Consider the following 20,647-nt stretch of genomic DNA (forward strand, 5'->3'; position numbering starts at 1 on the left):
CAGTGGGCGCCGTTTGACGAGGGGTCAGTCCGGGTCTGCGGCCCGCTTGAACCGCTGCTGTGCGCCCTGCTTGGTCAAGCCGTAGAGCTCGCCGATCCGGGACCAGGACGCCCCTGCTCTGCGTGCCTCGCGGACGGCGAGGGACTCGGCGATGTCCGCGGCCTCCCTCGCGAGGCGGGCGGCGTCCAGGGCGCCGAGCGCCGCGGCCCGCGCGTCTCCCTGACTCTTCTCCGCCATGGTGGCATCGTATCCCGCGACACACGTCAATGGGTACTTGACAGAAGCGTCAAGCGATGGTTGACTCTGGTGTCAACGAGACATTGACGTACAGGAGGTGACACCATGGCGAAGAAGGATAAGAAGTCCAAGAAGGACAAGAAGTCGAAGAAGTCCAAGAAGTCGAAGAAGTGACTCCAACCCCACCGTGAAGGCCGGCCCCGTCAAGGGGCCGGCCTTCGGCGCGTCCGGGCCCGGCGGTAGGGGTCAGGTCGTGGGCCTGGCCAGCCAGCAGCCCTGGATGTGGTCGTCGACCATCCCCACCGCCTGCATCAAGGCGTAGAGAGTGGTGGGCCCCACGAATCGGAAGCCTCGCTTCTTGAGCTCCTTGCTCAGTGCGACGGTGCCAGGCGTCTGGGCAGGGACGTCGGCGAAGCTGAGCGGCGGCCGCTCCCGCGGCTCCGGGGCGTGCGCGGAGATGAGTTGATGCAGGCGTAGGCCCTCGTCGTGCAGCTCCAACAGGGAGCGGGCGTTACCGACGGCGGCGTGGATCTTGGCGCGATTGCGCACGATCCCCGCGTCCGCCATGAGCCGCTCGACGTCCTCGTCTCCGAAGCCCGCCACGTCGGCGGGAGCGAAACCCGCGAACGCGGCCCTGAACGCCTCGCGCTTGCGGAGGATGGTGAGCCAGGACAGGCCCGCCTGGAAGCCTTCGAGGCAGACCCGCTCGAACAGCGCCCGCTCATCCGGCGTGTCCTCGACCGGGCGCCCCCACTCCTCGTCGTGGTAAGCCCGGTAGAGCTCGTCGGCCGCCCCGAAGCACCGCACCTTGTCCATGGTTGTTCTCCTTCTCAGTGGTTGAGTCTGCCCCCACTCTGGGCAGGACGGGTGCCGAGTTCCCAGATGCCTGCGGGGCTGGGGATAACCAGGGTCGTTCAGGCGCGCTCCACCGGCCCGCTCACCGGTGCGGTGGCGGGCTCGGGGCCTTGGGCGAGCGGCTAGTTGAGCGGGGAGGTGCCGGTGGGGGTGACTCGGTAGCGGTAGCCGAGCGGGCTGCGCCAGATGAGGCAACCCGGGGTGGGTTGGTCCCCGCGCCAGTGGCCGGCCGTCTTGACCCGGTGGACTCGAGTGCCCAAGGGCGCGAGGTTGCCCACCCTGGTCTGGCCGCCGGGCCCGGAGGCGCGATACGCGGCGGTGTGGTCCTGCTCCAGGCCGCGGGAGTGGGTCTGGGAGTAGGGGAACGCCTCCGTGGGGAAGATCTGGATGACCGCCTCCCTCAGCTTGGCGGTGGGCCGGTACTGGTCCTCCGCACGGATCTCGGGGAGGTCGATGAGTGGCCGGACCGCCAGCCGCTTGTCCCCCAGCAGGAGGCCGAGCGTCGCGGTGGTGAGCGAGCCGGCCCGCTCCACCCGCGCCGCCCCGGTCAGGCCGGCCACTGCGGCGGCCGGGATGTGGACGAACACCTCCGTCCGGGGGCGCAGCTCGTCGAGGGGCACGGTGATGGCGCCGCATACGTGGCCCGCGCACGCGGCCGGGTTCGGCCGGTGCCGCTCGGCGTCCGCTTCCGCCGTCGTGTCTGCCGGGGCGCAGGCGGGGAGGCCGCCTTCGAGGAGCGCCGGCTGCTGGGCGTGCCGCTGCTGGAGTGCCAGCGCGTAGGCGGGATGGGCCAGCACGCCGAGGGCCCTGGCGCGGAGCTCGGTCTTCGTGACCCGGGCGCCCTCCGGGTTCTCTGCGAGGATGTCTGAGATCTGCTCGACGGCGGCGTCGAGGTACTTCGCGTCCAGCACGTCCAGCTGGGCGGAGACCTGCATGGACCCGTCGCGGTAGGCGTAGATCGACACGTGCCTGGCCTCCAGGGCGCGGCGCTCCTCCTCTGCCGCGATGTGGGGCGCCACCTCGACGATCAGGCGGTCGATGAGGTTCATCGACGCGGTCCAGCTGAGCCGGTGCTGAAGCTTGAGCCAGCGCGTGCCCACCGTCTCGGCGGTCTCGGCCGGCAGGCCCTCGCAGCGCCCGGCCGCCGCGGCGGCGCGGTGGGGATCCACCTGCAGCTGTTGAACCGCCGTCCACAAGGTGGGATGCCGGTAGCGGAGGTTCAACGCCCGCCCGACCAGCCCCACCGCCTGCCTGGACGTGCAGCCGAGCAGCCCCGCCAGTTCGAGGCCGAACCACTCGGAGATCAGCGGGCAGCCCGCGCCGCCGACCTGGAGATCCTGCTCGTACAGCGCTTCGTGTGTGTCCGACTCCGCCTCGAGGTGGTAGCCGACGGCGAGTTGGGTGATGAGTCTGAGCTCTTCGGCTTCGGCGCGGCGCTTGGCCATCCGGATGGACCGGAGCTGGTCCGCCATGTGCTTGGCCTCGGCTGTGTTCATGGCTCAAGAATAGAACACATGACCGACAATTACGAGAGATCGAGGGCCTCGGACAACACTTTCTTCAGGAGTCTTTCCGAGGATGAAGCCGGTCTGCGGCGGCCAGGCGCCCAACGGGTGGGCGCCTCGGGCCGCGGCTGTATAGACTCGGCCAAGGCCCTTCGGGGCCGTTCCCCGGTTGGTCTTTCGGTAGGGCCCGCCTGACTTTGAATCAGGATTAGCGCAGCAGGTTCGACTCCTGCCCGGGGAGCGCAGACCCGTCCTGGACCGGCATTCCCATCGCATCCTCTGGTGGTTGCTGGGCCTCCTCGTCGTGCGCGGCCAGGGTCTTCAGCCGGGCGACGAGTCGCAGCATCGTGGGGATCCCCCGGCAGGTGACCGGGACGCCGATCAGCCTGGTGAGCACCGGTCCGGCGGAAATTCCGTTGCCGGTGGTGCTCGTGACCGCGTGGCCGGAGGCGAGTGCGTGCACGATGAGCTCGCCGGTGGGGACGCTTTCGCGGTGGGGGAGGACCAGCTCTGGGAGGCTGGGGGCGTCGAAGAGGGCCACCTCCCCGGCGGGGAGGCCGGGGTCGAGGTGCCTGACCGTGTCAATCAGCCAGTCGGCGGGACGGACGACGACGAGGTCGGCGTAGCCGGTGGATGGGGTGAGTCGGGTGACGACGGCCCGCGCGAGTGCCGTCGGTTCGGGGCCGGAGAAGATCACGGTGCCGTTGGTCTGGAAGTTCACTGCGCTGGTGGCGCCGGCGGCCGCGAACGCGTCCAGCAGCTCGGAACTGCGTGGCGATCGGCTCCGCGCCTGGCCGAGGTTCATGTTCCGGAAGAACGCGACCTGGATGGTCATGCCCCGATCGTCGCACGCCGTCCACCGTTGGACACCCGGATTCCCCAGGCGCGTCCGCGGGGGAGCCGCAGCCCCCTTGCCCAGGCGCCCGCCGTTGGCGATGCTGGAGGCGTGAGCTCCCCCTACCCCCTCCGCACCGAGCGCCTGGTTCTTCGACCGCTGCGGGAGGACGACGTGGACGTCATCCTCGCCTACCGCAACCACCCCGAGGTGGCGGCGCTGCAGGACTGGGACCTTCCGGTGTCGCGGGAACACGTGGAGCGTCTCGTCGCCGCCCAGTCGACCTGGACGGACATCATCCCCGGCGAGCCCCGTCAGATCGGACTTGAGCACGACGGAGAACTCGTCGGAGACCTGTACGTCGCGCTGGATGGGCACGGCGGTGTCGCGGAGATCGGTTTCACGCTGCGGGCCGAGCACCAGCGGAAGGGGTACGCGTTCGAGGCCGCCTCCGCCGTGGTGGCCGACCTCATCGAGCGGCTCGGGTGCCATCGTGTTATCGGTCAGCTCTCGCCGGACAACGTCCGCTCGGCCAAGCTGCTCGACCGGTTAGGGATGCACGTCGAGTCGTTCGCGCCCAGGTCGTACTGGTGCCGCGGGGCCTGGGACGACAACCTCGTCTATGCCATGAGCGATGCGGAGTGGCGCGCCGGCCGGACCGCGACATGACCGCACGGCCCGGATCTGCTTCTCAACGTCGACAAGGACCCCGGGCGCGAGTCCTCGGTGCCGCGGCCGCCTGGACGACGTTCGCGATCTACCAGGTCTATGCCGTCGCGTCGGGCATCGCGTTTCTGCAGGGGGGAAGGGTCGTCGAGAGTGGGCCCTTCCTGGCCGTCATGGCCCTGTTGGTCGTGCTGATGGGGCCCTCCCTCGTGCTGACGATGGTGGTGGTGCACGATGTCGCGGACCCGGAGCGCAGGATCTACGGGCTCGCTGCTCTGTGCCTGATGGTCGCGTGCGTCACGGTCACCTCGTGTGTGAACGTTCTGCTTCTGTTGGTGAGCAGCTCGCCGGAGTTGTTCGACGAGTCGTGGCGTGCGCTGTTCCTTCCCTATCGGTGGCCTGCGCCGGCGTTCGTGCTGGACAACTTCGTGTGGGACTGGTTCTTCGGGGTGTCGATGCTGCTAGCCGCGCCGATCTTCGGCGGTGACCCGCTTCAGCGGGTGCTCCGGGTCGTCATGGGGCTCAGCGGCGCCCTGTGCCTGGCCGGTCTGGCGTGGCTGGCGGTCTCGCCGGACCAAGGCATCGTGATCGGCATCCTCGGCTGGGGCGTCGCGGGACCTCTCGTCTTCGTCCTGCTCGCCAACGTCTTCACCAGAACCCGGCCGCAGCGGTGAGGCCTGCCGTCTGACCACTCATCGGTGGAGTCCAGCGGCGTAGGCTCGACGCATGGCTAAACCGACACCTGTCACCGAATCCTCCGCCCACCTGGCCCTGGCCGGCGCCCTACCTGTGGTGGCTGAATCGACGACGTCGCGCGTGCTGGTCAACAACGACCTGATGCGTGTGGTCCAGTTCACGTTCGACGCGGGGGAGATGTTGACGGAGCACACGTCCCCACGGGCTGTCGTGGTCCAACTCGTGAGCGGCCGGATGCGGTTCACCGTCGACGGCGCCGAGCACGCGATGGGGGAGGGCGACATCGTCTATCTTGCGCCGGGAGCCTCGCACGCGTTGGTCGCGGAGACTGCCTGCCGCATGACGCTCGTCATGGTGGACACCGCCGCCTGACCCCACCTTCTCCGAGGCCGCACGCCGATCCGTGCTACACAGGGTCGAGGACCGCATCAACTTCGATCTCGACGAGGAGGTCGGGCGATGCGAGCGCGGTCGTCCCGATGGTGGACGTGACAGGGAGAATGTCGCGGAAGAGTTCCCCGTGCACCGCCCCGACGGCGTCGAAGTCGGCCATGTCGGTGAGGAAGACCCGGGTGCGCACGACGTCGTTCAAGGTGGCGCCGGCGGTTGCGAGCGCCTTCTCGATTCGGTTGAAGATCTCACGGGTCTGGTCGGCAGCTGTCTCGCCGACGCCACCGGAGGTGGTCCCGGCGACGAACACGAGGCTGCCCACCCTCACTGCGCGGGAGTAGCCGAGGACGGGCTCGCGGGGCGAGCCTGAGGGGATGTTCTGTCGGTGGGTCATGGTCGGTGGTCCTTTCGGTTTGGGCGGATCAGACGATGCTGATGCGGACGTCGTCGGCGCGACGGTCCACATGTTCGAGCACGCTGCTGGGGATGCGGAAGGCTCGGCCCGGGGCGGCCGGCCAGGAGAGCCGCGTCCTGCTGAGTAGTTGCCCGCCCTGCCTCACTTCGACGACGGGGCTTCTCTTGAACTCGTCGGTCCAGAGGACCAGCCGATTCCGGGCGGGGAGGGGGTCGCCTTCGCGCAGCAGATTCGGCGCCACCCAGCGGAGAGGCTTGTCCACGAGCAGGCGCACCGCGCTCTCTCGAGGCCTTTGCCCGTCGATGTAGCGCGTGACCTGCTCGGCGACGTGCCGTCCGTCCAGGGCGGCGCAGTCGGCGGTCTCAACGGGGTGGAGGAGATTGCCGATGGCGAAGACCCCGTCGCGCGAGGTGCGAAGTGACGAGTCGACGACTGGGGACTTGCTGGCGGGATCCATGTCGAGTCCGCCGAGCCTGGCGATCTCGTGGTCGGGCACCCAGTCGCCGGTGAAGACGACGGTGTCGCACTCGATGCTCCGGCGCTCGCCGGTTGCCTGGTTCTCGATGACGACAGCCCGGACCCGACCCCGGCCCTCAACGAGCACGACCTTGGAGTCGGTGATGACCTTGGTTCCGAAGAAGAGCTTGCCGGGGTGGGTGAAGAGGGCGTAGGACTCGGGACTGGCGTACTGCGAGACCAAGGCGACGGTGGCGCACCCCGCCTCCTTGAGTGTGAGAGCAGCCGACCAGCTGACCAGCTCGGCGCCCACGATCACTGCCCTGGTGCCCACCTTCTGGTGGTGGAGGTGGACGAGGTTCTGCAGTTGGCCGGTGGTCAGGATGCCCGCGGGACGGTCTCCGGGGATGAGCCGGGCTGTGCGGGGCCGCTCCCGTGCCCCCGTCGCCAGAACGACGGCGTCCGGTTTGATGAGGATCCTGCCGGAGGCGGAGGTGGCGGCCAGGCCGAGGCCGTCGTCGGTCCAGCCGGTGACCTGGGTCTCGGTCATGACGGTGACGCCGGCGGCGCGTGCATCGGCAGCCAATCGGCGCGCATAGGCCGGTCCGGACATGAAGCGGTGCAGGTCCCGGATCCCGTAGCCCGGGTGGTCGGAGTGTCTCGGGATGCCGCCCAGATCCTTCTCGCGGTCGATGAGGAGCACGTTCGAGCCGTAGCGGCGGCCCAACTCCGCGGCGCAGGTGAGACCTGCGGGGCCGGCGCCCACGATCGCGACCCTGGGGGTGACAGTGCGGGAGTAGGTGGTCATCGGTTCGTCTCCTTGTGCTGCTCGACCAGGGCGGTGGCTTCGGCGCCGCAGAAAAAGCCCTGGCAGCGTCCGTTCATGACGCGGGTCCGGCGCCGGAGCCCGTTGATGCCCGTGGGCGGAATGGGGGTGGCGAAGGCATCACGGATCTCGCCCCTGGTGACCCGCTCACAGAAGCAGACGACCTTGCCGTACTCCGGGTCTCGGCGGATGAGCGTGTCGTTCTCGTAGGGGCGTAGCTGGCTCTGCCCGAGCGGCGCCATGGAGGGTGGCTCGGGCAGGTCCGCACGCGGCACGAGCTCTTCACCCGCGCCGCTCAGCATCGCCACGATGTGCTTCGCCACCGCCATGGCGGAGGTCAGCCCGGTTGACCGAATGCCGCTGGCAATGACGTATCGATGCTCGGCGTCGAGGTCGATGAGGTAGTCCTTGAGGTCGTGCGCGGCACGCAGCCCGGCGTAAGAGGCGGTCACCTCCTCGCTGAGCAGTTCGGGGAAGATGTGGGCCCCCTTCTCCCGCAGGAAGGCGAACCCGTCCTCGGTGGTCGACGTATCCGTCCGGTCCTCCATGTCGTCTGCGGTGGGGCCGAGCATGACGTTGCCGAAGGCGGTCGGGCTGACGAGCACACCCTTGCCCTTGGCCGACGGGACGGCCAGGACGATCCGGTCGACCAGTGGAGCCGAGAGCTTGTCGAAGACCAGCAGCTCGCCCTTCCTGGGGTGGATGTGGATGCGGTCGTACCCGAAGAGCTGGTCGATGGTGTCACCCCCCAGGCCGGCGGCGTTGATCACCCAACGGGCCCGGACCTCGCCTCCGGTGGTGGCGAGGAGGGTGAGCTCGGGGGTGTGGGTCACTCCGGTGACGGCCCTGTTGAGGAGCAGGACCGCGCCGCGGTTCACGGCGTCGGTGGCCAGTGCCAGCGGCAGCGACCATGCGTCGATGATCGACTCGTCGGGTACGGTCAAGCCTCCTCGCGCGCCCTCGCCGAGGTGGGGTAGGAGCTCGTAGACTCGCGCGGCGTCGATGATCTCGGTCAGGGTGTAGCCGTTCCGCACGGCCTTCTCTTTTAGGATGGGCAGGGCTGCTTCCTGCTCGTCGTCCCATGCCACAAGCACGGCGCCGGTAACGTCCACCCCCACCCCGGTGGCCCGGGCGTAGTCGAGCGTGAGGTGGTAGCCCTCCGCCACGAGCCTTGATTCGAGGGTGCCGGGGCTGGCGTCGTAGCCGGTGTGGAGGATCGCGGTGTTCGCCTTCGAGGTGCCTTCGCACACGTCGTCGCGGGCCTCGACGATCGCCACGGATCGGCTCGTTCCTGCCAGCTCTCGCGCGATGGCGGCGCCGACCACGCCTCCGCCGATCACAGCGAAGTCGAAGACGGAGTCGTGTGGTGTGGTTGTCATGGTTCCTTGTTCCTGTCTCACTCGGGTGCGTTCGAGGCGGCCCAGGCCTGGTCCAGGGCGAGTTGGGCGTCGACGGACGCGCGCCAGTGCTTCCGGAAGCGCTCGGCGTCGTTGTCGGGCATCTGGGGCTGGTAGGTGGCAGAGGCCTTCCAGGGGAAGGGCGCCTCTGCGAGGGTCAGCCGCGGATTGAGTGCCATGCGCGCCGCGGCTGCGGCGCCCATGGGTGTGGCATGCGCGGAGGGATAGATCTCGACGGGCACGCGGAGCAGGTCGGCCTGGGCCTGCATGAGCACCGAACTGCGCGTCAGGCCGCCGTCGGCGCGCATGGCGACCAGATCGGCGTCAATGCTGCCGAAGACAAGGTCGGAGAGTTCGGCGATCTGGGCCGCGATGCCCTCCAGGAATGCCCGGATAATGTGGGGTTTGCCGGTGGAGAGCTTGAGGCCGGACACGAAGCCGGTCGCGTTCGGCTGCCACCACGGTGCGGCGAGTCCCGCCAGCGAAGGGGCGCAGAACACTCCCTCGGACGACGGCGCCGCGATGCTGTCCATCTGGTCCGGCGTGTCGAAGAGCCCCAGGCGCTGCATCCACCGCACGCCGGAGGCCGCGGTGTAGACCTGCCCGTCCACGCAGTAGGTCGTGGCCCCTCGTAGCGTCCAAGCGACGGATGTGGTGAGTCCGTTGTCGAAGCGCACTGGCCGCGCGCCGATGTTGGCGAGGAGGAACGCGCCCGTGCCGTACGTGCACTTCGCGGATCCGGGGGTCAGGCAGCTCTGCGCGAGCAGGGCGGCCTGCTGGTCCACGATGAGTCCCGTGACGGGTACCTGCGGCCCGAAGACTGAGGTGGTGCCGACGATCTCGTCGGATGCCACCAGGCGTGGCAGCTTCTCGTCCCCCAGCCCGAAGATCTCCAGGAGGCGGGGCTCCCATTGGAGCGTGTCCACGTTGAGAAGGAGGGAGCGGGAGGCGGTGGAGGTGTCGGTGACGAACTCGCCGGTGAGTCGGTGGACGATCCACGTGTCGGTCGTCGTGACCACGCCCTCGGTGGTGAGGTTTTTCCGGAGCCAGGCCATCTTCGGGGCCGTGAAGTAGGGATCCAGGACCAGGGCGGTCAACTCGTGCACCTCGTCGGCGTGCATTGACAGCTCGGCGCAGATAGAGGCCGCCCTGGAGTCCTGCCACACCAGGATGGGCGTCAGCGGCCGGCCTGTCTCAGGGTCCCAGGCAAGGATGCTCTCCCCCTGGTTGGCAAGGCACACGGCCTCGATCGGTGCGTTGGCCTGTTCGATGGCCTGGCGGCCGACCTCGATGATCGAGTCCAGGAGTTCGAGTGGGTCCTGTTCGACACCGCCGTCACCCAGGTAGCTGGGATGGATGGGCTTCTCGACGACGGCGCGGACGCCGTCCTCGTCGACGACGATCGCCTTTGATCCTGAGGTGCCCTGGTCGAGCGCGAGGATGGCCATGTCTGTGGTCTACCTTTCTGGTTCTGGTCTGGAATCGGCGCCGCTGCCGGTGGCGATGCGGAGGTCGACGCCCAGCGAGCGGAGACGGGCGGCTACGGCCGCTGGGATTCCTTCGCCGGTGACGATGCTTGTGGGGGTAGTGATCTGGGCGACGGCGTAGGGTGCCACCTGGCCGAATTTGGAGGAGTCCACGGCGAGGTAGCTGCGGCGGGCGTTGCCCAGGACGATGCGCTTGAGCTCGGTCTCCTCCATCTCGAAGTCGGTGATGCCCTTCTCGACGGAGACGCCCCCCGCCGACACGATCCCCACATCCGGGTTCAGGTCCCGGAGGAAGCGGGCGGCCTTGCTGCCCGACAGCGACAGGTCCCCTCGCCGCAACTGCCCCCCCGTGAGGAGCACCCGTGCATGCTCCAGGCGGGCCAGCTCATAGGCGACGCGCAGCGAGGTGGTGACCACCGTGCCCCGGAAGGACGCCGGGAAGGCGTCCACCACAGCAGCGACGGTGGTGCCCAGGTCAAGGAACACCAGGGCCGTCGAGTCGATCTGCGAGACGAGGTAGTGGGCTATCGCGCGCTTCTCGTCTGCGGCGATGTCCTTGCGCTCGTCGAAGGTCGGTTCCTGGACCGCATCTGCCGTGAAGAGGACGGCGCCGCCATGCACACGGCGGATTCGTCGTTGCCGTTCAAGTACGGCCAGGTCTCTGCGCACTGTCTCGACCGAGCAGTCCAGCGCCTCGGCGAGGTGCTCGGTGCGCACCTCGCCGGCCTCGGTGAGCTCGGCAAGAATCCTGGCCTGTCGTGTCGTGGGCAGCATGATGGTCCTCTCGGGTGGTCTGGCCAGCGATCCGGCCAGCGGCTATTGGTCCCAGTCTGACTTATGAAACAGTCAAATTCGGTCAATGGACCTGCCCGGTTGTGTCATGTGTCGAGTTCCTTGTCGATGTCATGCATGTCGGGCATCTTGAGCGCGTGGCGCCCGTGCCTCAGCAACAGGTAGGCGAGATAGACGGCACCGACGGCGAACATGATGAGGAGGTAGCTCCAGGACTCCCGGAAGGCTTCATCGCGGAAGATGAGCAGTTCGTAGATCAGCCAGGCGGAGGCGGCGAGCAGAACCGGGATCTCCCACTTGCCGAGAGTGAAGCCCATCGACGGCGGCAGCGTCTTTCTCTTGATGATGTAGAGCAGCACCGTGCCCGCGTAGATCAGCGCCGGAAGGAGAGTGCCGGCCGAGAAGAGGGCGAACATCGCGTCGGTTGAGGTGAAGGAGAAGATCGCCAGGATCGCCTGCGCGATCACCATCATGAACAGCATCGCGTTAAGGGGCGTTCCGCTGCTGTGGTTGATCGAGTTCATGAGCTGCCACCCGGGGAACCGCTGGTCTCGGGACATCGCCCACACGAGACGCGCCCCGCTCATGGAGATCACCAGGCCGCACGAGAAGATGGAGATGACGACCATCACCAGCAGCGCCTTGCCGACGACAGGACCAAGGACGTTGGTGATCACCTCCGCCACAGGCTGGCCCGAACCTGCCAGGGCCTCGGCGCTCACGCCGTTGCCGGTCACCGCGATGAGGAAGAGCATGCCGAGGACGCCGAGCGACAGCACTGCTTGCCACATCGCCTTCGGCACCACGCGGGCCGGGTCGCGGGTCTCCTCGGCCAGGTTCGCGGCCGATTCGAAGCCGACGATGGTGAACGCGCCCAGGAGGAATCCGAGTGCCCACGGCCCCGCCGACGTGAGCGAGCCCACCGAGAAGTAGCCCTCTTCCGGAACATGACCGGTGGTGAACAGCAGGTCGACGTCGAAGTTGCGCGTCGCGAGTCCCACGCCCAGCAGGAGCACAGTCAGCGTGATCATCGCGATGATCTGGATCGTGACTGCGACGTTGTTGACCCGTTGCGTGGCGCGCGTTGACCATGCCACCAGGACCGCCTGGACGAGGATCACCACTGCCGTGATGAGCCAGGCGTTCCAGTTGTTGCCCTCGTAGTTGAACAGGACCGGGGTGATGGCCGAAGCGATCGTGTAGTCGACCGCCACGACCACGACGCCCAGGAAGGTGAAGGAGACCCAGCCCATGATCCAGCCGAGGATCGGGTTCGCCAGACGCGAGACCCATTGGTAGGAGTAGCCGCTCACGGGGATCCGGGCAGCGAGTGCGCCGAACACGAATGCGACCGCCAACTGCCCGAGGGCCGCCACGGCCCAGGTCCAGATGCCCCGCGGCCCTGAGGTCTGGATGACCGCGGCGTAGGTGGTGAAGATGCCCGTGGCGATGGACACGAACCCGAACGCCACCGAGAAGGACGTGAACCATCCCAGCTCGCGCTTCATCTCCTGCTTGTAGCCGAACTCCGAGACGTTCTCGTCTGCGAGTTGGGGCGGCCCCGGAGGGCTCGACGTTTCATTGGCCACGGAGTGGCTCCTTTCCATCAACATTGACGACACGACCGCCCGAATATGCCCGAGAGTGATCGTTACGGGCTTCAGTTTCACCTACACGGGCACGTTCTGTCAAGAGCGGGCAGAGTCGGGCTTGGGGCCGCGGCTATCGTCGATCCATGTCGTTCAGGCCACGACCCGATCCCACCGGCCCGGGGCAGGAGTCGGTGTGGGACTACCCCCGCCCGCCACTGCTGCGTCGGTGCACCCTGCCGGTCGAGGTGGTGTTGGGAGGCGAGGTGATCTGCCGTACGTCGGAGTCCTGGCAGGTCCTGGAGACCAGCCACCCGCCCACGTACTACCTGCCCCGGTCCAGCTTCGTCGAGGGATCGCTCCGCCCGGCCCCCGGTGGATCCTTCTGCGAGTGGAAGGGGGCGGCGCGGTACCTCGACGTCTCCGGGGGTGGGCGCAACGCGCCCGCCGCGGCATGGTTCTACCCGACGCCGGCCGAGCCCTTCGCGGAGCTGGCGGACCATGTCGCCCTCTACGCCGGCGCGATGGACGCCTGTTACGTGGGAGGGGAGCGTGTCGTGCCCCAGCCGGGCGGGTTCTACGGGGGCTGGATCACCTCGTCGGTGACCGGGCCCTTCAAGGGTGTGCCTGGATCCAGGGGCTGGTGACCACGCCTTCCGCGCCGCGCCGTCGCTACGAGCCCGAGGGGACCTTGTCCGTCACCTCGTCGTAGCCGACGGGGGCGGGAGCGGTCTGGGGCGCGTAGATGACGCGGATCACGCCTGTGGGGTACACCTCGGTAGCCAGCAGCCTGAGGTGGTAGGGCTCAGCGCCGTCGTCGAACAGCCTCCGCCCCTGGCGCGCCGCGACAGGGTGCACCAGCAGCCGCAGCTCGTCCACGAGGCCCGCGGCGAGGAGCTGCTGGACGACCGAGATCGAGCCCGGGATGAGGATGCCGCGGACCGACTCGTCCGACTTGAGCCTCGTCACGGCCTCGACCAGGTCCCCACCGATCGCCTCGGAGTTGCGCCACGTGAAGGTCGGCGCCTGGCGTGTCGCCACCACCTTCCTGACGTCGCCCAGCTGCCTCGCGAAGGGGGCGTCGTCTCCGCCCGCCTCCTCCCGATCCGGCCAGGCCCCCGCGAAGCTGTCGTAGGTCACGCGCCCGATGAGGAGGACGTCCGAGGTGTCGTAGTCCTCGCCGACGGCGCGGCCCATGTTGTCGTCGAAGTAGGGGAAGTGCCAGGCCGGGTCGATCTCCGCGACACCGTCGGCCGAAATGAACAGGGTGGAGATGAGCTTGGCCATGTCGTTGATCCCCTCTGCGGCGGTGTGTGGGTGGATGCCCGGTCGAACCCGGCCGAGCCTACCCCGGGCGCCTCGCCTCGGCGCCCGAGATCGCGGGTTGGGGCGCACATCCGCAGGAGCGGCGGACCACCAGTTCCATCGGGAACGTCTCGTGGGCGGGGGGCCGCTGGTGGATCACCAGGTCAATGGCGGCGGCGGCCATGGTGGCGACGGGCTGGCGGACCGTGGTGAGCGGCGGGGCCGAGAACCGGGTCTCCTCGGTGCCGTCGAAGCTCACGAGGGCGACATCCTCAGGCACCCTTAGCCCGAGCTCGCCGGCGGCGGTGAGCAGGCCGATCGCCTGCAGGTCGGAGCTCGTGACCACCGCGGTGGGAGGATCCTCGCTCCTCAGGAGCTCGAGCCCCGCCCGGTAGCCGCCGTCGCGGGTGAAGGCGGTGCGCGACACCCGGCCCGGCACGAGGCCGCGCTCGGCGTGCGCCAGCTTCCAACCGGCCTCCCGGCCGTCGGCGTCCGGCTCCACGTCGTCGCCGATCACCAGCGCGACGCTCCGGTGGTGATGCGAGCCGAGGAGGTGCCCCACCGCCATCGCCATGCCCTGCGCGGACTCAGGGCCGACGGTGGCGTAGCCGGGGAGGGGTGCCGCCGCGTCGATGATCACCACTGACTGGTGCGCCCCCCGGCGTCGCAACTCCTCGAGCCGCCCCACGGCGGTCGCCCTCGCGACGATCAGACCGTCGATCTGGCGGTCGCACAAGTCGAGCATGGCGCGCAGGGGGGCGTCGGGCCCCGGGCCGCCGGCGGTCATCAGCAGTGCGTAGCCCTGGTCTGCCGCCGCCTGCTGCAGCTCGCGGGTGTACTCGGCGAAGAACGGGTTGGTCGTGTCGCCGACCACGAGGCCCAGGGTGGTGGTGCTACCCAGCGACAGGGCCCTGGCGGTGCGGTTCGGTCGGTAGCCCAGGAGTTCGACGGCGTCCAGCACGCGCTGCTTGGTCGCCTCGGAGACGGTCTTCGGTCCGCCGTTGACCACGAAGCTGACCACGGCGGTGCTGACGCCGGCCTGGCGCGCGACGTCGGTGCGGGTCACGGCGCGAGGCCTGTCCCGGGGCGATGTGGGCTCCGATGGCACCGGCCGATCCTCCTTCACTGATCTCGCGGCAGACCCGATGGACATGACCTCCGGACTCCCCGCAGCCTCATCCTAGGCCACTTGCATTCCGACAGGTTACCCGGGTAACTTGGTGTCCGCCGCGTCGAAGCGGCCCACGCCCCTCAGCTCCACACCCTCAGTCGAAAGGACTGATCACCATGAAGATCGGTGTCATCGGAACCGGCCAGTTCGCCCGCAGTTTCATCAGCCTCTGGCAGCTCCACCCGGCCGTGGAGGAGGTCTACGTGACGGACCTCGTCCCGGAGCGTGCGGCCCAGCACGTCGAGCAGTACGGCCTGGCCGGGAGCTTCGCCGACGTCGACGCGCTCCTGGCCTCGGACGTCGACTCTGTTGCCATCATGACCCAGCGCTGGAGCCACGGCGAGCTCGCCCTCAAGGCGCTCGGCGCCGGCAAGAACGTCTACTCGGCGGTGCCGATGGCCATCAGCGCCGAGGAGATCGCCGCCATCGTCGCCAAGGTTGAGGAGACCGGGCTGATCTACATGATGGGCGAGACCAGCTACTACAACCCCGCGGTGATCTACGCCCGCAAGCGGGTGGCCGACGGGGCGTTCGGCCGCGTCTTCTACTCCGAGGGCGACTACGTCCACGACATGGACAACGGCTTCTCCGCCGCGTACCAGTTCAGCGGCGGGGAGGACTGGAAGCCGACGGCGAGCTTCCCTCCCATGCTCTACCCCACCCACGCCATCGGTGGGGTGCTCGGGGCGCTGCCCACCTACGCCACCTCCGTGTCCTGCCTCGGCATCGTCGACACCGGTGCCGACGGCATCTTCGACAAGAGCATCTCCCAGTGGGGCAACGACTTCTCCAACATGACCGCGCTCTTCGAGCTCGCCGACGGCGGCGCGATGCGCACCAACGAGTTCCGCCGGGTGGGCTACTGGAAGGGCCACGAGTCGCGCTTCCGGTTCTACGGCACCGAGGAGGTCTTCGAGCAGTCCGGCGACGGCGCCACCCTCAGCGTCAAGACCGAGGGTGAGGACTACGCCAAGGGCGCCACGCTCGACGTGAGTGACCTGCTGGCCACCGGCCCCGGCGAGCTGCCGGAGGGCTTCGGCGACGTGGACCCGGCGCTCATGCAGAGCTTCGCCTCGGGCAGCGCCAAGGTCCAGGACCGCGCGCGGCTCCCGCGGGAGTTCGACGGCGCCCACAACGGCCACGAGGGCAGCCACCACTACCTGGCCGACGACTTCGTCCGGGCCGTGACCACTGGAACGCAGCCCCCGGTCAACGCCTGGCGTGCCGCACGGTTCACCCTGCCCGGCGTGATTGCGTTCGAGTCCGCGAAGCAGGGCGGCGCACGCCTCCCCATCCCGGACCACGGCGACGGCCCGGCCGATCCCGGCTGGGACTGACACGGGACCGGCCCGCGTGGAGGAGTGCTCCACGCGGGCCGGCCAGGTCATCGACGGGTCAGATCACGCCACCTCCACCTCGAAGGCGCCGGCATCGGGGCCGTCGCCCTGCGGCCGGGTGACGCCGCGTTGGTCCGTGGCCGGTGCCGAGGCGCCGTCGCCCGCGTCGATGGCGGGGCTTCCCGCCAGGAGCGCGTGCGTGAGGGTGGGCCCGCCGTTGTCGGCCAGCGCCCCGAGGAGGGCGTCTTCGCCGACCAGATCGGTCCCCGCAGGCGCGCCGCAGGAGGTGTCGCTCAGCACGTTGTGGCCGCCTGACTCCATGGTGAACGGCCCGCCGTAGAAGACGATGCACTCGTCGCCGGAGTTGCCGGACACGACCGAGCCAGTGAGGGAGGCCCTGCCGTCCGGTGCCCCGAACGAGCCGAGGAACAGGCCGCCCGCGGTGCCGTCCGGCGCGGTGTTCGCCGCGACGGTGGAGTACTCCATCACCAGCGCGCCGTCGGTGTGGAACACGCCGCCGCCGTGCCATCCGGTGGAGGTGTTCCCACTGATGGTGCTGTTGACGATCGTCGTGTTGCCGAGGGAGCGGATGCCGCCGCCGACGTCGTTGGCGCTGTTGCCGCTGATCGTCGAGCGCTCGATGGTGACGCTCGAGCCGAAGAACCCGTAGACGCCGCCGCCGGCACCGCCGGTCACCGAGTTGTCCCGCACGGTGCTGTCGCGCAGCACCAACGTGGAGTTCTCCCCGTTGTAGATGCCGGCGCCGCCCTTCCAGAACTCGATGCCGCCGGTGTTGACGTCGCTGTCGGCGACCACGACGTTCTCGAGCGTCAGGTTGCCGTTGTTGAGGACCGCGCCCGCCAGCTCGTAGCCGTAGCCGTCGCGGAACGTGAGCCCGGTGACGCTGGCTGTCACGCCGGCGTTGACGACGAGCGCGCGGTTCGTGCCCTGACCGCTGACTGCCACGCCGGGCGCCGCTGACGCGTCGATGGTGACGTTCTTCCCGAGGGTGAGCTCAGCATTGCTGAGGATGGTGGCGCCCGCCAGGTCCGGGGAGAAGGTGATCGTCCCGCCGGCGCACACCGTGCCCAGCGCGGAGCGCAGGGACCCCGCCCCGCTGTCGGCGTCTGTGGTGACCTCCATGGTCGGGGCGCAGGCCAACCGCAGGTCGTCGATCAGCACGGACTCGCCGCGCTTGGTCTGCGCGGAGAGGGTCACTGCCCTGACGTCGGTGAGGTCAGGCGTCGCGCCCCGGTTGTTGGTGAAGGAGCTGAACGGCAGAGTGATCTTCTGCCATCCCGCGACATCGTCGCGGAACATCGACGTGAAGGTCACGGGACGGGTCACCTGCTGGTAGACGCGCACGTAGTCGATCTTCAGGGTCTGCGGGAACACGGTGTCCGGGCTGACGGCGCCGCCGAAGTTTCCGCCGACAGCGGTGTTCATGATGAGGAAGAACGGGTGCTCGAAGACCCACTGGTTCGGGTCCACGTCCGCGGGTGCGGCGTCGTGGAACTCGATCCCGTCGACGGTCCAGGTGATCTCCCCGGGCGCCCACTCGACGGCGAAGGTGTGGTAGTTGTCCGCGACGGGGACGTCGAAGTCGTAGGTCCCGCCGAAGGACTGGCCACCCGAGTAACCCGGGCCGTGGATGGTGCCGAACACGGTGTTGGGGTTGCGGCCGACGTTCTCCATGATGTCGATCTCACCGGACGCGGGCCACGGGTTGCGGTTGATGTCGCTGCCCAGCGCCCAGATCGCGGGCCAGAGCCCCGAACCCCGGGGAACCTGCGCGCGCGCTTCGATCCGGCCGTACTGGAACTCGGCCTTGTTCTGGGTGACCAGGCGGGCGGAGGTGTAGAGGCAGGGGCCGTAGTAGCACTGCTGCGCCGTTTCGGGGTCGGTCGCACGCGTGGTGATGACCAGGTTGCCCTGGCCGTCGGTGGCGACGTTGTCGGTGCTGTCGGTGTAGTACTGCAGCTCGTCGTTGCCCCAGCCGGGCTTGCCGATGATGGTGCCGTCGCCGATCTCGTGGGTCCAGACCTCGGGGTTCGGCGCGGTGCCGGCGGGGGTGTTGAACTCGTCGGCCCAGGCCGACGTCCAGTTCGCGGGGTTCGCGTCGCCGCTCCGCGTGGCGTTGTTCTCGATGCCGACGGTCACCTTCTTGCCGGAGCCCGTGCCGTGGTAGAGGAACTCGAGCCCCGCCGAGGTGCTCCAGTCCTGGGCGGCGGGGAAGTCGCGCCGCACTGCGGTGTTGCCCGATGTGGGGAGCGCGACGTCGAGCACGTTCTCGAACGCGTCCTGACCCGGCACCTCAAGCCGGTCCCCGGCCGCGATCTCGCGGGTGGTGACGGTGGCGCGCTTCCCTGCATCCCAGAAGTAGGCGCCCGACTCGAACCCGTCGATGAGGCTGGGGTCGAAGCTCTCGTTGTCCAGGACGAGGACGCGGGTGAGCGGGGGCCTGCCCATGTCGGCGCCCTGCGGGTTGCTCAGCGCGACCACGACGCCGCGCTCGCCCTGGTAGGCGTCGTCGTCGATGGTCTCGACCTGAAGCGTCGCGCGGGTCTGGTTCGGCGCGAAGGTGACCGTGCCGGAGCCGGGGACGTAGTCGCGATCGGGGGTGGCGGTGCCGGTGGTGGTGGCCCAGTCGACGGTGACGGGTTCGGCCGATGGCTTGCTCAGCCTCACTTCGACCTGAGCAGTCGCTCCCTCGACCACCTTGGTGTCGGCCACCGAGAAGCCGACGGTGAGCGGCCGCTCCGGCGCCACACCGTAGAGCTCGAAGTCGTCGAGGTAGTACGTCTGCGTGCCGTTGGTGGCGAGCGTCCCGAACGCCCAGCCGTGGACTTCGGTCAGCCCGAAGCCGTCGTTGGGCGCGCCGTTGCCGATCTCCTTGCGGGTCATGGCGGCGAACGGCAGCTGGATCGTCTTCCAGCCGGAGAAGTTGTCGACGAAGGCCGCGGTGAATCGCTCGGCGGTGTCCGTGGTGGTGCCGGGGGCCGTGTTGTCGACGACGTCGATGAAGAGGTTGGTGCCCGTGTTCTGGCCGTAGAGCTCGAACTGAAGGCCCTCGAATGCGCTCCAGTCCTGGGAGGCCCACTGGGTCGAGGTCTCGTCCTCGAAGCCGTGGATGATCACGCCGAACGAGTCGACGGTGAAGTCACCCTTGAGCACGTGGTTGCCCTCAGCCGCCCCCGGCACTGGAGCCGGGGCGGTGGTGGTGCGCTCGAAGGTGGTGGCGCTCTTCGGATCGGTGGCGACGAAGAAGCCCAGCGGTACGCCTGCGGCAGTGGAGGCGCCGGTGACCAGCGGAGCTTCGAAGTCGTCCACGACGGGAAGCTCGTTGGCCATGGCGGAGGGAATGGTGAGGAGCGAGAGCAGGAGGGACGACGCCAGAGCGGCGCCACCTGCTCTCGGTAGGGAACGGGACCCCGGTCCGGACATGCGGTGGCCTTTCGTGAGGGTTCTCCGCGGGCGCCCTCGCCCGAGAGAGCGCTCTCTCAGAGAGCGCTCTCTCAGGGAACCACACAAGTCCGGCGAAGGCAAGGGTTCAGGCGGAATCGCGCTCGATCAACGTGACCGGCAGCACCACGCGATCCAGACCGCGCACCTCGGGAAGGTCGTCGTCCATCGGGAGGGCACGCTCAGGGCGCACCGATGCGAGGAGCATCCGCGCCATCGCGCGTCCCTGCATCACGGTGTCCTGGCGCACCGTGGTCAGCGGCGGTTCGGCGGCGGCCGCCAGCGGGATGTCGTCGAAGCCGACCACCGCCACGTCGTCGGGCACCCGCCGGCCTGCCCGGCGCAGCGCACGCAGCGCGCCCAGAGCCATGAGGTCCGAAGCCGCGAAGATTCCGTCGATGTCCGGCGCGCGGCTGAGCAGGCGCTCCGTTGCCAGCTCGCCACTGGACTGGGTGAAGTCACCTCGCTCGATAAGGCCGGCATCGAACCGCTCTCCGAGCGCGTCCGTGAAGCCCCGGAGGCGATCGATGCCGGCGGACATGTCGGCCGGCCCCGCCACCGTGGCGATCCTCCGGCATCCCCGCTCCAGCAGACGCTCCGCGGCGATCCGGCCGCCGCCCACGTTGTCGTTGTCGACGTAGGCGACGCCCAGCCCGTCCTCGATCGGCCGCCCGCCGATCACGAGGGGCAGCCCGGCGTCGTGCATCGCGCGGGGGATGGGGTTGTAGGTGGCGTGCTCGGAGATGAGCAGCACCCCATCGAGCGGGGCGCTCCGCAGGTAGCGCTCGATGCGGTCGAGGTCCGGGTAGGACTGGGCCATCAGTAGGGTCAGCTGGACGTCGGCCTCCAGCAGCTCCTGGCTCACGCCGCGCACGATGGCGGAGAAGAACGGGTCACCGAAGACGCGTGGATCCGGCTCGGCGGCGACCAGGGCGACCGCATCGGTCCGGCTGGTCGCCAGGGTCCGGGCCGCCTGGTTGGGTACATAGCGCATCTCCGCGATCGCCCGCTCCACGCGCTCCCGCAACTCGGGGTCGACCGTCGACACGCCGTTGACGACGCGCGACACCGTCGCCCGGGAGACCCCCGCCGCGGCTGCGACCTGCTCGAGGTTGGGGCGGCGTGGCGTGGGGGCCGACGATGCCACGACGCCTCCTCGGGGTGCTGCGCGCCGCGTCTGCGGCTGGAGGCGATGCTACTGGACGGGTCCGCCCGATCTGACGGCG

The 20,647-nt window shown here is 69.0% G+C and carries 19 protein-coding genes and 1 tRNA gene; 6 read left to right on the forward strand and 14 right to left on the reverse strand.

Going from position 1 to position 20,647, the window contains the following annotated elements:
- Positions 1-24 precede the first annotated feature (24 nt).
- From ACX1D3_RS06580 to ACX1D3_RS06590, 3 genes are all read right to left on the reverse strand, one after another.
- The gene (locus ACX1D3_RS06580; protein WP_458996188.1) at positions 25-237 is read right to left on the reverse strand and encodes a hypothetical protein; all 213 of its coding nucleotides are present in this window, start codon (positions 235-237) and stop codon (positions 25-27) included.
- A 246-nt stretch (positions 238-483) separates the two neighbouring features.
- Positions 484-1,053 carry a DNA-3-methyladenine glycosylase I gene (locus tag ACX1D3_RS06585; RefSeq protein ID WP_458996189.1) on the reverse strand — a complete coding sequence of 190 codons (570 nt, stop codon included), beginning with the start codon at positions 1,051-1,053 and terminating at the stop codon, positions 484-486.
- A gap of 161 nt (positions 1,054-1,214) precedes the next feature.
- Positions 1,215-2,588: a hypothetical protein gene (locus ACX1D3_RS06590; RefSeq protein ID WP_458996190.1), complete on the reverse strand. Its 1,374-nt coding sequence runs from the start codon at positions 2,586-2,588 to the stop codon at positions 1,215-1,217.
- Positions 2,589-2,759: 171 nt separating this feature from the next.
- Here ACX1D3_RS06590 and ACX1D3_RS06595 point away from each other — a divergent pair.
- Positions 2,760-2,838, forward strand: a tRNA-Gln gene (locus tag ACX1D3_RS06595).
- On the opposite strand, the gene ACX1D3_RS06600 is transcribed toward ACX1D3_RS06595, so the two are convergent.
- Positions 2,806-3,432: a hypothetical protein gene (locus ACX1D3_RS06600; protein WP_458996191.1), complete on the reverse strand. Its 627-nt coding sequence runs from the start codon at positions 3,430-3,432 to the stop codon at positions 2,806-2,808. The two genes, ACX1D3_RS06595 and ACX1D3_RS06600, sit on opposite strands and share 33 nt — an antisense overlap.
- A 111-nt stretch (positions 3,433-3,543) precedes the next feature.
- Between ACX1D3_RS06600 and ACX1D3_RS06605 the strand changes: the two genes are divergently transcribed.
- The 3 genes from ACX1D3_RS06605 (at position 3,544) to ACX1D3_RS06615 (ending at position 5,166) form a co-directional block, all read left to right on the forward strand.
- The gene (locus ACX1D3_RS06605; protein WP_458996192.1) at positions 3,544-4,101 is read left to right on the forward strand and encodes a GNAT family N-acetyltransferase; all 558 of its coding nucleotides are present in this window, start codon (positions 3,544-3,546) and stop codon (positions 4,099-4,101) included.
- A gap of 170 nt (positions 4,102-4,271) precedes the next feature.
- Positions 4,272-4,772, forward strand: a complete 501-nt coding sequence (locus ACX1D3_RS06610; protein ID WP_458996193.1) for a hypothetical protein — start codon at positions 4,272-4,274, stop codon at positions 4,770-4,772.
- A gap of 52 nt (positions 4,773-4,824) precedes the next feature.
- Positions 4,825-5,166, forward strand: a complete 342-nt coding sequence (locus tag ACX1D3_RS06615) for a cupin domain-containing protein (protein WP_458996194.1) — start codon at positions 4,825-4,827, stop codon at positions 5,164-5,166.
- A 34-nt stretch (positions 5,167-5,200) separates the two neighbouring features.
- Here the strand turns inward: ACX1D3_RS06615 and ACX1D3_RS06620 are convergent, their stop codons facing one another.
- The 6 genes from ACX1D3_RS06620 to ACX1D3_RS06645 all read right to left on the reverse strand — a co-directional run bounded on the left by ACX1D3_RS06620 (position 5,201) and on the right by ACX1D3_RS06645 (position 12,146).
- Positions 5,201-5,578: a RidA family protein gene (locus ACX1D3_RS06620; protein ID WP_458996195.1), complete on the reverse strand. Its 378-nt coding sequence runs from the start codon at positions 5,576-5,578 to the stop codon at positions 5,201-5,203.
- A 28-nt stretch (positions 5,579-5,606) separates the two neighbouring features.
- The gene (locus ACX1D3_RS06625) at positions 5,607-6,863 is read right to left on the reverse strand and encodes an NAD(P)/FAD-dependent oxidoreductase (protein WP_458996196.1); all 1,257 of its coding nucleotides are present in this window, start codon (positions 6,861-6,863) and stop codon (positions 5,607-5,609) included.
- On the reverse strand, positions 6,860-8,260 hold the full coding sequence (locus ACX1D3_RS06630) for an NAD(P)/FAD-dependent oxidoreductase (protein ID WP_458996197.1): 1,401 nt from the start codon (positions 8,258-8,260) through the stop codon (positions 6,860-6,862). The genes ACX1D3_RS06625 and ACX1D3_RS06630 overlap by 4 nt, the downstream gene beginning before the upstream one ends.
- Before the next feature lie 17 nt (positions 8,261-8,277).
- Positions 8,278-9,726, reverse strand: a complete 1,449-nt coding sequence (locus tag ACX1D3_RS06635) for an FGGY family carbohydrate kinase (protein ID WP_458996198.1) — start codon at positions 9,724-9,726, stop codon at positions 8,278-8,280.
- Positions 9,727-9,735: 9 nt separating this feature from the next.
- The gene (locus ACX1D3_RS06640; protein WP_458996199.1) at positions 9,736-10,539 is read right to left on the reverse strand and encodes a DeoR/GlpR family DNA-binding transcription regulator; all 804 of its coding nucleotides are present in this window, start codon (positions 10,537-10,539) and stop codon (positions 9,736-9,738) included.
- A 104-nt stretch (positions 10,540-10,643) separates the two neighbouring features.
- On the reverse strand, positions 10,644-12,146 hold the full coding sequence (locus ACX1D3_RS06645) for an APC family permease (RefSeq protein ID WP_458996200.1): 1,503 nt from the start codon (positions 12,144-12,146) through the stop codon (positions 10,644-10,646).
- A 146-nt stretch (positions 12,147-12,292) separates the two neighbouring features.
- Here ACX1D3_RS06645 and ACX1D3_RS06650 point away from each other — a divergent pair, with 146 nt between their 5' ends.
- Positions 12,293-12,793, forward strand: a complete 501-nt coding sequence (locus tag ACX1D3_RS06650; protein ID WP_458996201.1) for a DUF427 domain-containing protein — start codon at positions 12,293-12,295, stop codon at positions 12,791-12,793.
- 25 nt (positions 12,794-12,818) lie between these two features.
- On the opposite strand, the gene ACX1D3_RS06655 is transcribed toward ACX1D3_RS06650, so the two are convergent.
- Together ACX1D3_RS06655 and ACX1D3_RS06660 are read right to left on the reverse strand one after the other, a co-directional pair.
- The gene (locus ACX1D3_RS06655; RefSeq protein ID WP_458996202.1) at positions 12,819-13,433 is read right to left on the reverse strand and encodes a dihydrofolate reductase family protein; all 615 of its coding nucleotides are present in this window, start codon (positions 13,431-13,433) and stop codon (positions 12,819-12,821) included.
- Between the two features lie 58 nt (positions 13,434-13,491).
- Entirely contained in the window at positions 13,492-14,517 is a 1,026-nt protein-coding gene (locus ACX1D3_RS06660; RefSeq protein WP_458996203.1) for a LacI family DNA-binding transcriptional regulator, read from the reverse strand.
- A 221-nt stretch (positions 14,518-14,738) separates the two neighbouring features.
- On the opposite strand from ACX1D3_RS06660, the gene ACX1D3_RS06665 reads away from it, so the two are divergent.
- Positions 14,739-15,959 (forward strand): Gfo/Idh/MocA family protein, encoded by a 1,221-nt coding sequence (locus tag ACX1D3_RS06665; protein ID WP_458996204.1) that lies wholly within the window; start codon positions 14,739-14,741, stop codon positions 15,957-15,959.
- 63 nt (positions 15,960-16,022) lie between these two features.
- On the opposite strand, the gene ACX1D3_RS06670 is transcribed toward ACX1D3_RS06665, so the two are convergent.
- Together ACX1D3_RS06670 and ACX1D3_RS06675 are read right to left on the reverse strand one after the other, a co-directional pair.
- On the reverse strand, positions 16,023-19,310 hold the full coding sequence (locus ACX1D3_RS06670) for a choice-of-anchor Q domain-containing protein (RefSeq protein ID WP_458996205.1): 3,288 nt from the start codon (positions 19,308-19,310) through the stop codon (positions 16,023-16,025).
- A gap of 199 nt (positions 19,311-19,509) precedes the next feature.
- Complete coding sequence (locus ACX1D3_RS06675) at positions 19,510-20,568, reverse strand: LacI family DNA-binding transcriptional regulator (RefSeq protein WP_458996206.1); 1,059 nt, start codon at positions 20,566-20,568, stop codon at positions 19,510-19,512.
- Positions 20,569-20,647 lie beyond the last annotated feature (79 nt).

The organism is Tessaracoccus yangjingae, assembly GCF_054483935.1.